Source organism: Methylotuvimicrobium sp. KM2, assembly GCF_038051925.1.
Taxonomy (GTDB): domain Bacteria; phylum Pseudomonadota; class Gammaproteobacteria; order Methylococcales; family Methylomonadaceae; genus Methylotuvimicrobium.
The window spans coordinates 1619749-1632128 of record NZ_CP150634.1 but is presented as its reverse complement, the minus strand read 5'-3'; the positions used below and the strand labels follow the sequence as shown (position 1 = coordinate 1632128).

The 12380-nt window shown below is 49.9% G+C and carries 10 protein-coding genes; 7 read left to right on the top strand and 3 right to left on the bottom strand.

Annotated features, from left to right (window positions below; all coding sequences use genetic code 11):
* Positions 1-25 precede the first annotated feature (25 nt).
* The 3 genes from fabB to WJM45_RS06945 all read right to left on the bottom strand — a co-directional run bounded on the left by fabB (position 26) and on the right by WJM45_RS06945 (position 3935).
* Positions 26-1246, bottom strand: a complete 1221-nt coding sequence (gene fabB, locus WJM45_RS06955; RefSeq protein WP_341328244.1) for a beta-ketoacyl-ACP synthase I — start codon at positions 1244-1246, stop codon at positions 26-28.
* Positions 1247-1257: 11 nt separating this feature from the next.
* Positions 1258-1773 (bottom strand): 3-hydroxyacyl-[acyl-carrier-protein] dehydratase FabA, encoded by a 516-nt coding sequence (fabA, locus tag WJM45_RS06950; RefSeq protein ID WP_341328243.1) that lies wholly within the window; start codon positions 1771-1773, stop codon positions 1258-1260.
* A gap of 257 nt (positions 1774-2030) precedes the next feature.
* A complete protein-coding gene (locus tag WJM45_RS06945) occupies positions 2031-3935 on the bottom strand; it encodes a transglycosylase SLT domain-containing protein (RefSeq protein WP_341328242.1) in 1905 nt (634 codons plus the stop codon).
* 239 nt (positions 3936-4174) lie between these two features.
* On the opposite strand from WJM45_RS06945, the gene WJM45_RS06940 reads away from it, so the two are divergent.
* From WJM45_RS06940 to WJM45_RS06910, 7 genes are all read left to right on the top strand, one after another.
* Entirely contained in the window at positions 4175-5974 is a 1800-nt protein-coding gene (locus WJM45_RS06940; protein ID WP_341328241.1) for an ABC transporter ATP-binding protein, read from the top strand.
* Positions 5975-6085: 111 nt separating this feature from the next.
* The gene (locus WJM45_RS06935) at positions 6086-6931 is read left to right on the top strand and encodes a PHP domain-containing protein (protein WP_341328240.1); all 846 of its coding nucleotides are present in this window, start codon (positions 6086-6088) and stop codon (positions 6929-6931) included.
* A gap of 82 nt (positions 6932-7013) precedes the next feature.
* Positions 7014-8447, top strand: a complete 1434-nt coding sequence (locus tag WJM45_RS06930) for a glutamate--cysteine ligase (RefSeq protein ID WP_341328239.1) — start codon at positions 7014-7016, stop codon at positions 8445-8447.
* An 11-nt stretch (positions 8448-8458) separates the two neighbouring features.
* A complete protein-coding gene (locus tag WJM45_RS06925) occupies positions 8459-9490 on the top strand; it encodes a M14 family metallopeptidase (RefSeq protein WP_341328238.1) in 1032 nt (343 codons plus the stop codon).
* Entirely contained in the window at positions 9487-9915 is a 429-nt protein-coding gene (locus tag WJM45_RS06920) for a YcgN family cysteine cluster protein (protein ID WP_341328237.1), read from the top strand. Before WJM45_RS06925 ends, WJM45_RS06920 begins: the two co-directional genes overlap by 4 nt.
* Positions 9916-10750: 835 nt before the next feature.
* Entirely contained in the window at positions 10751-11515 is a 765-nt protein-coding gene (locus WJM45_RS06915; RefSeq protein ID WP_341328236.1) for an exodeoxyribonuclease III, read from the top strand.
* Positions 11516-11694: 179 nt separating this feature from the next.
* The gene (locus tag WJM45_RS06910) at positions 11695-12294 is read left to right on the top strand and encodes a uracil-DNA glycosylase family protein (protein WP_341328235.1); all 600 of its coding nucleotides are present in this window, start codon (positions 11695-11697) and stop codon (positions 12292-12294) included.
* Positions 12295-12380 lie beyond the last annotated feature (86 nt).

The following is a 12380-nucleotide window of genomic DNA, read 5'->3' as shown; positions in this document are numbered from 1 at the left end:
CGAAATTTGAAGTGCGAAAGGTATATCAACCGTTATAACGCTGGAATATCAGAGTCGCGTTGGTGCCGCCGAAACCGAAACTATTCGACATGATCGTGTTCAATGTGACGTTGTCTTTGAATTCACGCACGATAGGAATATCGACCGCATCGGGGTCGAGTTCGGTAATATTGGCCGAAGCGCTTAAAAAGCCTTCTTCCATCATCAACAACGAATAAATCGCCTCATTGACGCCGGCCGCACCGAGTGCATGACCGGTCAGCGACTTGGTCGAACTAACCTTAGGCACATTACCTTGTCCGAAAACAGCTCGTAACGCCTCAAGCTCTTTGGTATCGCCGACCGGCGTACTGGTTCCGTGCGCATTGATATAATCGATCTTCGCATCGACGGTCGCCATCGCCTGCTGCATGCAGCGCACCGCGCCTTCGCCGGAAGGCTGTACCATGTCGTAACCGTCCGAAGTCGCGCCGTAACCGGTTAGTTCGGCATAAATTTTCGCGCCGCGCGCCTTGGCATGCTCAAGCTCTTCGATCACAAGCACACCGCCGCCGCCGGAGATCACGAAGCCGTCGCGCGTCGCGTCATAAGGTCTGGAGGCGGTCTCGGGCGTATCGTTGTATTTAGACGACAGCGCACCCATCGCATCGAACAGCAGCGACATCGTCCAATGCACTTCTTCGCCGCCGCCGGCGAATACGACATCCTGCTTGCCCATTTGAATCAGCTCCATCGCATGACCGATGCAGTGCGCGCTGGTCGCGCAGGCCGAACTGATCGAATAATTGACGCCCTTGATCTTGAACGGCGTGGCCAAACAGGCGGTGTTCGTGCTTGACATCGTTCTCGGCACCATGTAAGGACCGACTTTTTTAATGCCTTTTTCGCGCAAAATATCGGCGGCATCGACCAAATTCGATGTCGACGGGCCGCCGGAGCCCATGACTAACCCCGTTCTGAAATTAGAAATTTCAGACTCCTCAAGTCCCGAATCCTCGATCGCCTGTTGCATCGCTACATAATTGAACGCGGCGCCATCGCCCATGAAACGTTTAATTTTTCGATCGATGAATTCATTAAGATCGATATTAATCGCGCCGCGCACATGGCTTCTAAAACCAAGCTCTTGATAATCATTGGCAAACGAAATTCCGGAACGACCTTGTTTCAAGGAATCGACTACCTCTTCGCGATTATTTCCGATACTGGAAACAATACCTAAACCGGTCACTACGACTCTTTTCATCAATTACGCCCCTAAAAATCTTCTGTTGAAGTAAACAGACCCACTCGTAAATCGGTCGCTTCGTATATTTCCTTACCATCGACTTCCATCGTGGCATCGGCAATGCCCATGACTAATTTTCGCATAATCACTCTTTTCAAATGAATACGATATGTCACTTTTTTTGCGGTCGGACGAACTTGACCTGTAAATTTAACTTCGCCGACTCCCAATGCACGGCCTTTACCGGGCCCACCCATCCAGCATAAATAAAACCCGACCAATTGCCACATTGCATCCAAACCGAGACATCCCGGCATCACCGGGTCGCCTTGAAAATGGCATTCGAAAAACCACAAATCGGGTTTAATATCCAATTCAGCAATGATTTCACCCTTACCATACTTACCTCCTTCGTCGGAAATATGAATGATGCGATCCATCATTAACATATTCGGTAATGGTAATTGCGCATTTTCCGGCCCGTACAATTCCCCCCTGCCGGACATTAATAATTCTTCGCGCGTAAAACTATGCTGCTTCTCCATTATTAGTACCTGAGCTAAATTTTTATTAAACTGCGTATTATCCATTAGATGACAAAAAAAATCAGCTCAATTTTCATCCGAAATGGCGATAAGGAACGAGCATGAAATAACTTCGACGACTGTTAGAAGGAGGTTCGGTGGCTGGATTTAGGTGCTGGGCCTATCAAGCGCGTTACCGAACGGCCCCAAAGCCTACCACTTGAATAAGTTATTTTGTGCAGATTCCTAAGGAACATTGTCAATACTTCCCGACAACATCAACCGGGCTGTACATCTTTCATGACATCGCCGAGCCGAATCGAATCTCGTTCCATCATAAGCTGATAAATCATCGCATAACCTAAAACCGCAGCGACATATTCTCGGGTTTCCTTAAACGGGATCGTTTCCATCCAAATATCGGCCGGTAAGGGTTGATGCCTCGGCAACCATCGATCGACTCTTCCCGGACCGGCGTTATAAGCGGCTGCGGCAAGGGCAAAATGACCGCCGAAACGGTCGAGCATTTGCTTGTAATAATGCGTACCGTATTTAACATTTACATTAGGCTGATACAAGCTATTTTCCGATTGCCATGTTTCATTGAGTTTTCGCGCGATTTGCCGACCGGTTTGCGGCATGATTTGCATCAAACCGCGCGCGCCGGCCGGCGACCTTGCCCTAGGGTCGAAAACGCTCTCCCGACGAATCAGCCCCAATACAATAGCCGGATCCAAGGCTTGTTGCCGCGCCTGTTTTTTGATGTCGTCGAGATAATCGAGCGGAAAGCGCAAGCTTACATCGTCCCAATATTCCGCTTTCGCAATCGTAAATACCGCGGTTTGCGTCCAACCCCACTGCTGCGCTACTTTGGCGGCAACTAGAATTTGCTCCTTATCAAGCCTAGCCAGCAAATACCACCATTGCCGGAGACCGTCCTGCTCCCGCCCCATGGACTTTAGTTCGGCAACGAGACTCACGGCAGGCAAGCGTTCAAAATTTGCCAATTGCTCAGCTGTCAATGCCAACGGCCGATCGGAAAGCATCGGTGGCTTATTCAGAGTTTCCGCCGCGATAAACCCGAACAAACTGCGATCCCCGGCCAATGCTTCAAACACTTTGCGCCCGTGTTCGCGTTGTCCGGTTTCGTTTAACGCGCGGGCCAACCAATATTGCCAACGGGGTTGGTTTTTTTCCTGTTCGCTTAAACCGCTCAAAGCCTCAATGACATGAGTCCAGTTTTGTTCGTGCAAGGCCGCTCTAACCCGCCATTCCCTAGCCGCGGCATCGGCATTGTTAACCCTACTCAATCGGTCATAAGCTCCCGGCCTTCTCTCAAAAGCCATTGATAGGCCTAACTTACGTTCGACTTTATCGACAGTATCGATCGACATTCGATAATGATCTTTATTGCCGTCCCAAACGCTCAACGCCGCATCCAAATCGGAACCGGCCAAGCGCTCGACGCCGTAAGCGAAAATCGTTCCAAGCATTCGATAATCTTTTTGCCATTCGGACGACTGCTCGACTATTCGAGGCGACTGATGCACCTTGAGCCAAAAGTCGGCCACTGACTGCTCGTTCGGACCGAGCAATTTTTTAATATAGCGGGCCAAGGAAACCTTGTTGTTTCTCAAGGCCAACTCGAATCTCCGCCAAATCATGTCTTGCGTTAATTGACCCGATGCCATCAATTCGTTTAATAAATCATCGCAAGCTTTTGGCTGCGAATAACCGACCGTCCAAAGTTTTTTCGCTTCCCTCAACGCATCATCCCGAAACCCGGTTTTCAATCTAGCCCATTGATAATGACATGCCAGCTCGGCATTATCAGTCGGTCGATAATGCACGACCAATTCCTGCCATCGCTTGCTTTCCGCCAAATACTTCAACCAATCGCGTCTCAACAACGCCGAATAGCGCATGTCCGAATAATCGTTCAAATAACGCTTAATCTCTTGATCGCGGTCCAAATTATTTTTAAGCCATTGATACTTGAGTAACGGATATAAGGGATAATCGCCGAGCGCTTCGGCGCTTTTAGGAAAAGCGCCGCGATTAATTGACGCAATTTGTTTCTCGGCATCTAAAAATGCCTGGCGCCGATCGTCGATATTCATTGCCGATGCGACTGAAAACGGGCTTAACAGCCCTATCAAACAAATTATTAATTGAACATTCATTGGGTTTAGGGTTTTTAAAAAATACGACACGGCTTATAATTTCGCTAATTATTTAGCATAAGTCATGTATGAGAAGGTGTCAGGCATTGATTTATAAGGCTGTCTGCAACAGGACGTTGCAGTCAGAGCTTACAGGGATGTATTCACGCGTCCTTAGAAATCAATGCCTGACACCAACCTACCGCATGCGCTGAATAGTTACTAATTTCAGTTATTTATCTCAGTCAACGCGGCGGAACGTGCATAGTAAAAAGCTCATTCAAAAACCATCACTATACACTTGGAATTATATTTATCGCATCGCGCTGCTGCATAAAAAAGAATTGCTTGTTGCCCATATCATAGCGATTCTGGGAACGATTGCCAGTGTTCCTGTGCCTTTACTGATGCCGCTGCTAGTCGACGAAGTGCTGCTCGACAAACCCGGCCTAGTCATCGCCACGATAAATCGTTTCACACCCGAAGCCTGGCAAGGCCCCATTCTCTATATTGTCACGATTCTACTGCTCAGCCTATTGTTGCGCATCATCTCGATCCTGTTTCACATCATTCAAGGCAAACAGTTCACTTGCATCGCCAAGGATATCGTTTTTAGAATTCGCCGTAACCTGATCGACCGCCTGCAGACCATATCGATGTCCGAATACGAAAGCTTGGGCGCCGGCACGGTCGTCACGCACTTGGTCACGGACCTCGATACGATCGATAGCTTTATCGGCACCACGATCAGCCGCTTATTGGTTGCCGTGCTGACCATTGTCGGCACGGCAACCATTTTGCTATGGATGCATTGGCAATTGGGTCTCTTTATTTTGCTGTTGAACCCTATCGTTATCTATTTCACGCGCGCGGTCGGTTCCAGAGTGAAGGACCTCAAATCGAAAGAAAATGCTTCTTACGGAGTCTTTCAACAAGCCTTGACCGAAACGCTCGAAGCAATTCATCAAATCAGAGCGAGCAACCGAGAGAAACATTATTGCCTACAACTGATCGACGCGGCTCGCTCGGTCAAGGATTATTCGACCGCCTTCGCCTGGAAAAGCGATGCGGCAACCCGCTTGAGTTTTCTGATTTTTTTATTCGGGTTCGACATATTCCGCGCACTGGCAATGCTGATGGTGTTTTATTCCGACCTCAGTATCGGCCAAATGCTTGCGGTATTCGGTTATCTTTGGTTCATGATGGCGCCGGTCCAGGAAGTTTTGGGCATCCAATATGCCTTTTATGCCGCTAAAGGCGCGTTGAATCGAATCAATCAACTCAACGCGCTGCAACAAGAACCGCATTATCCGCATGTTAAAAACCCTTTCAGCCATAAAAAAACCGTCTCGATTCGCGTCGAAAACCTGAATTTCGGTTATAGCGACGAAAAGGTTTTAAACAACATCAAACTCACCATAGCGGCCGGCGAAAAAGTCGCTTTGGTCGGCGCCAGCGGCGGCGGGAAATCGACTCTGGTGCAAACCCTAATCGGCCTCTACACGCCCGATAGCGGCACCATTTATTACGACGACGTCCCGGTCGAACAGATTGGACTCGAAGTTATCCGCGAACATGTCGTCACGGTATTGCAGCATCCGATTTTGTTTAATGACACGATTCGAACGAATCTGACACTCGGCAAACCGGTCGATGATCGCGAACTCTGGAAAGCCCTTGAGATTGCTCAATTGAAAAGCGCTATCGACGAATTGCCCAAGGGACTTGACACCATCGTCGGCCGACAAGGCATGCGCCTGTCGGGCGGACAGCGGCAAAGAATGGCGATCGCCCGCATGATCGTAGCAAACCCGAAAGTCGTGATACTCGACGAAGCTACCTCGGCTCTCGATTCCGAAACCGAACACAAACTGCATCAAGCCATGGCCCAATTTCTCGAAGGCCGAACGACGATCATCATTGCGCATCGCCTGAGCGCCGTCAAACAAGCCGACCATGTCTATGTATTCGAGGAAGGCGGCATCTGCGAACAAGGCCGCCATGAAACCTTAATCGCACAAAAAGGTCTCTATGCAAAACTCTACGGTGAATATCAATAAGAAAAACAGGCGAAAGACGAAAGAGAAAAGATGAATACATTTGCAACCGTCTTTCGTCTTTCATCTTTCATCTTTCATCTTTCATCTTTTACCTTTCGTCTTAATTCAACCATGCCAGAAAACTACGATCTACATAGCCACTCCACCGCCTCGGACGGCGCATTATCCCCTAGCGAACTGATTCAGAGAGCCAAGGAGCAAGGTGTCACCTGTCTTGCATTGACCGACCATGACACGACCGATGGACTCGCCGAAGCTAGGCAAGCGGCAACCGAGGCCGGTATCGATCTGATTTCGGGCATCGAGCTCTCGACCACCTGGCATAAACACTGCCTACACATCGTCGGCTTGAATATCGATCCGGAAAGCCCTCACCTGAAAGAAGGCATAGCCAAACTGCAAACAATACGCGGCGAACGCGCCGAACAAATTGCCGGGAAACTGGAAAAAAAACGTATTTTCGGAGCGCTCGAAGCGGTTAAGGCGACTGCAGGCGCCGGCATGATTACTCGCACGCACTTCGCGGATTTTTTGTTATCGGAAGGCCATGTCACGACGCAACAAGAGGCTTTCGACCGATACATCGGCCAAGGTAAACCCGCCTATGTCTCGACCGAATGGGCCGGACTCGAAGAAGCTATCGGCTGGATCAAGGAATCGGGCGGCATCGCGGTATTGGCCCACCCGATGCGCTATAAACTCACCGCTTCTTGGATGAAACGCTTATTAACCGCGTTCAAAGAAGTCGGGGGCGACGCAATCGAAGTCGTTTGCGGTCGCAACGACCCGACCGAAATTCAAACCTCGATGCAATACGCGCAAAAATTCGATCTGGCCGGCTCGAAAGGTTCGGATTTTCACAATCCGAAATACGTCTGGGTGGAACTCGGGCGCTTGAAGCCGTTGCCCGAACGCATCAAACCCGTTTGGGATTTATTCGAAGCGCATACCTATTGAGCTTCAGTCACAAATACCACTATCGGTTGACGTGTTAAGCCGATTGAAATTAACATGACTCCAATTCAACCGGGTAACAATCATGGGGCAAGAAATCTCAGCGTCGCATTACGATTTGGGCGATTTCGACCGGTTCCATCGAAAATTGACTCAGGAAACCTTACTCCTTAGTAAATTATTCGGTCGACAAGCCTTTTCGACCCGTCATCCGGTCGCAGGCTTCGAGATCGAAGCCTGGTTGGTCGACGACAACATGGCTCCCGCACCGATTAACGATCGCTTCTTGTCCGGCTTAAACGATCCTTTAGCTTGCGAGGAGTTGGCAAAGTTCAATATCGAACTCAACAGCGTACCGACACCACTGGCCGGCAATCTCGGCAGCCGCCTTGCCGAACAATTGCAAACAACCTGGAATAAGGCGCGCCGTCAGGCAGAAAGCTGCAATGCTCACATCATCATGATCGGCACGCTTCCGACACTGAAACAAGCCGACCTTAACCTCGGCAACATGTCGGATCTCAATCGCTACCGCGCCCTAAACGAACAAATCCTGCATTCCCGGGGCAAACCGATACATCTCGATATCACCGGTATCGAACATTTGAAAACAGACCATTATGACGTAATGCTGGAATCGGCAACGACCTCATTCCAAATCCACACCCAAGTGCCCCTTGTAATCGCGCATCATTTTTATAACGCATCGATTATCGCTTCGGCGCCGATGGTCGCGCTATGCGGCAATGCCCCGTATTTATTCGGTAAAAATCTTTGGCACGAATCGCGAATTCCACTGTTCGAGCAAGCCATCGAAACGGGCGGCTATGCCGGCGCCGCGCAAGGACCGGTTAAACGGGTCAGCTTCGGAACCGGTTACGCCAGAAAAACGATCCTAGAATGCTTCCAAGAAAACCTGGATCATTTCCCAATCTTACTGCCCGAAGACTTAGGCCCGGTCTCGGAAATTTTCGAGCATTTGAAATTGCATAACGGTACGATTTGGCGATGGAATAGACCGTTAATCGGTTTCGACGACGACGGCACCCCGCATATCCGCATCGAACATCGAACGCCCGCGGCCGGACCGACCGTAATCGACGCAATCGCCAATGCCTTATTTTTTTATGGATTGACTAAAAATCTATGCGATGAAATCATCGACAAAGGCATCACGGTTCCGTTTAGCCAAGCTAAAGATAATTTCTATCAAGCCGCACGATACGGCTTAGAAAGCCCGATCGTCTGGCTAGACGGCGCCAAGCACCGCATGCAGTCATTATTCGCTGCCGAGCTCGTCGCACGCGCGGTCATGGGATTAAAATCCCTCGGCATCAGCCGCTGCGATATCGAAGACTTTCTAGGCATTGTGCAGCACCGTATTGCAACCAAGCAAACCGGTTCACAATGGCAACGCGACTTCATGACGAACAACCCGGACGACTTCACCGCGATGACCCGGCAATATCTCGCCAACCAAAACCGAGGCAAGCCGATCAGCGAATGGCTATTAATTTAAACTCTATTTCAATGAATACTGCTCCATTAAATTCTGTGCAACTGAATCAACTCGACTATTTACCGGAAGGCCTATTAACGGCCTCCTCCGAAACCCTGCATGAGATACTGCCCAACCCGACGCTGATCCATTTAACCGGAAAAGACCCGGCACCCTTATTCATATCAGTGTTATTGCATGGCAATGAGCCGACCGGCTTACTCGCAGCACAGGCCTTACTAAAAAAATACCAAGACCGCGCGCTGCCGCGTTCGGTATCGATATTTTTCGGTAATACGCAAGCCGCCCGGCTCGGCTTGAGAAGACTCGACCGGCAACCCGATTTCAATCGCATCTGGCCTGGTACCGAATTACCGGACTGCCCTGAAACCCGAATGACTCAACAAATAGTCGATACTATGCGGGCTAAAAACGTATTCGCGAGTATCGATATTCATAACAACACCGGATTGAATCCGCATTACGCCTGCGTCAATAAACTGGATGACAAATTTTTACAACTCGCCTCGTTATTCGGTCGCCTGATCGTTTATTTTACGCGTCCGAAAGGCGTGCAATCGGCCGCCTTCGCCGAACTGTGCCCATCGGTAACCTTAGAATGCGGTAAACCGGATCAACAACACGGCATCGAGCATGCCTTCGAATTTCTCAATAGTTGTTTAAACTTGAGCGATTTCCCGGAACATCCGGTTTATCCGCAAGACATCGATCTTTATCATACTGTTGCACAAGTTAAAATCCCAAAATCCATAACCTTCAGCTTTCAAGAAACAACATCCGACTTGCTGCTCAACAAAGATCTCGATCACATGAACTTTAATGAAATACCTGCGGGTACCGTTTGGGGATCCGTAGACGGCCTAAAAACCCTGCCGATTCTTGCCTTGGACGACAATGCGCAAAATATCAGCGACCAATTTTTCAAGATTCAGGACGGCGAATTGCGCATTACGCGCAAAGCCATGCCGTCAATGCTGACACTGGACGAAAAAGTCATCAAACAAGATTGTCTCTGTTATTTGATGGAAAGATTACACCCATGAGCTTCTGGAAAACCAAAAAGCTGATCGACATGAGCGTTCAGGAATGGGAATCGCTATGCGACGGCTGCGGCAAATGTTGTTTAAATAAATTGGAAGACGAAGACACCGGCGAGATCTATCTGACCAACGCCGTTTGCGACTTGATCGATCTAAACACTTGTCGTTGTACTCGTTACCGGGAAAGAACCCGCTTAGTACCCGACTGCGTCGATTTGAAACAATCGACGACTTGGACCGCTTTCGATTGGATGCCTGAAACGTGCGCTTATCGGCTGCTGGCAATAGGCGAAGACCTACCCGATTGGCACCCCTTGGTTAGCGGCAACCCCGACAGCGTCAAGGAAGCCGGCATATCGATTTCAAGTTTTGCGATCAAAGAATCCGAAGTCGACGATCTGGAAGACCATGTGATCGATTGGCAGTAAACCGTTATTCTTCAAACATGCCATAACCCTAAATTCGGCAGTTTAACCATGAAGCACATGAAGTCCTTAGCTGGATGGGATTTACAGCGTGTAGCCCGTATGCAGCGCAGCGGAATACGGGAATGGCGCGACTCCGAGTTTCTGGTTCCCACGGTCCTCCGTGGGAACCCATACCTTGGCCGCAGAAACAAGATCGGTATGCATTCCCACGCGGGAGCGGTGGGAACGAGTAAATGGCGCGACTCCGAGCTTCTGGTTCCCACGGTCCTCCGTGGGAACCCATACCTTGGCTGCAGTAGCAAGTTCGGTATGCATTCCCACGCGGGAGCGGTGGGAACGAGTAAATGGCGCGACTCAGAGCTTCTGGTTCCCACGGTCCTCCGTGGGAACCCATACCTTGGCTGCAGTAGCAAGTTCGGTATGCATTCCCACGCGGGAGCAATGGGAACGAGTAAATGGCGCGACTCAGAGCTTCTGGTTCCCACGGTCCTCCGTGGGAACCCATACCTTGGCTGCAGTAGCAAGATCGGTATGCATTCCCACGCGGGAGCGGTGGGAACGAGTAAATGGCGCGACTCAGAGCTTTTCTGGTTCCCACGGTCCTCCGTGGGAACCCATACCTTGGCTGCAGTAGCAAGTTCGGTATGCATTCCCACGCGGGAGCGGTGGGAACGAGTAAATGGCGCGACTCAGAGCTTTTCTGGTTCCCACGGTCCTCCGTGGGAACCCATACCTTGGCTGCAGTAGCAAGTTCGGTATGCATTCCCACGCGGGAGCGGTGGGAACGAGTAAAACATAGCTTTTTAAATTCATTATTCTTTCGGACTCTTCATTCATGAAAATCATCTCTTGGAACGTCAACGGCATTCGCGCAGTGATGGGCAAAGGCTTTGCCGAATCACTGGCTAAACTCGACGCGGATTGCATTCTGTTACAAGAAACCAAGGCACAGGACGACCAAGTCCAAACGGCCCTGGAAAGCATCGACAGTTATCACATATATTCCAACTCGGCCGGACGAAAAGGCTATTCCGGCGTCGCCCTATTAACCAAGCAACAGCCAATACAAATTCTGCAAGATATCGGCATCGACGAACACGACCAAGAAGGTCGCGTCATCGCGGCCGAATTCGAAAATTTTATTCTGCTTAATGTCTATGTTCCCAATTCCGGTGAAAAACTGGTGCGCCTCGACTACCGGCAAACCTGGGATAAAGAATTGACGGCTTATTTTCAGCAACTCAATGGCCGAAAACCGTTGATTGCCTGCGGCGATTTCAATGTCGCGCATCAAGAAATCGACATCGCCCGCCCGAAAGCCAATTACAATAAATCGGCCGGTTACACCCAAGCCGAAATCGATGGCTTCAGCCGAATGTTGGAAGCAGGCTTCGTCGATACCTTCCGGCATTTACATCCGGACACTGTCGCCTACAGTTGGTGGAGCTACCGGGCCGGTGCCCGCGCAAAGAATATCGGTTGGCGGATCGATTATGTATTGACGAGCCAAGCCTTGATCGGCAAAGTCAAAAACGCATTTATCGCGCCCGACATCTTCGGCTCGGATCATTGCCCGGTCGGCATCGAAATCGACCTTTAACCCAGCCTTAACATTTAGCAATCATAAGATATTGAAAAATAAATAATAAAAATATCAAAGCCTACAAGATTAAAATTGGCATGATCTTTTATCTTTCTAATTCAATACGATAGACTATATGCCTTCAATTTGTTAAAGCTGGGTTAAGCATGACCTCAATTCAACTACGAGAACATCTCATGCGCGAGCATCGTTCGGCACTGGCCCAATGCAAGGAATGCCCGGAAATGACCGGACCGGTCGTATCGGGCAGCCCGGTCTTGTCGCCAATATTGCTGATCGGCCAAGCGCCTGGGGACAAGGAAGGCGGTTTCGGCAAACCCTTTGCCTGGACAGCCGGAAAAACCTTATTCAAATGGTTCGAAAGCATCGGCCTAAATGAAACCGAATTTCGCCGGCGTGTTTACATGGCCGCAGTCTGCCGCTGTTTTCCGGGCAAGAACCCGAAAGGTGGCGATCGCGTCCCGAATCGGCAGGAAATAGAAAACTGCGCGAAATGGCTGCAGGCCGAAATGGACTTATTGAAACCCGAATTAATTCTTCCGGTCGGCAAACTTGCCATAGCACAGCTGATGCCGGTCAAAAGACTCAACGACGTCGTCGGCGACATTCACAGTGTAAACTTTCACGGTCACCGAACTGATGCGATTCCCCTACCCCATCCGTCCGGAGCATCGACCTGGCACCGAACCGAACCAGGCATGGCTCTGCTGGAATCGGCCTTGCAGAAAATTGAAAGCCATTCGGCTTGGAGGAAAGTAGTGAGCAGTGAGCAGTGAGCAGTGAGCAGTGAGCAGTGAGCAGTGAGCAGTGAGCAGTGAGCAGTGAAATGATGTGGCATTTCGAGCTTTCGTCAAGCCCCACC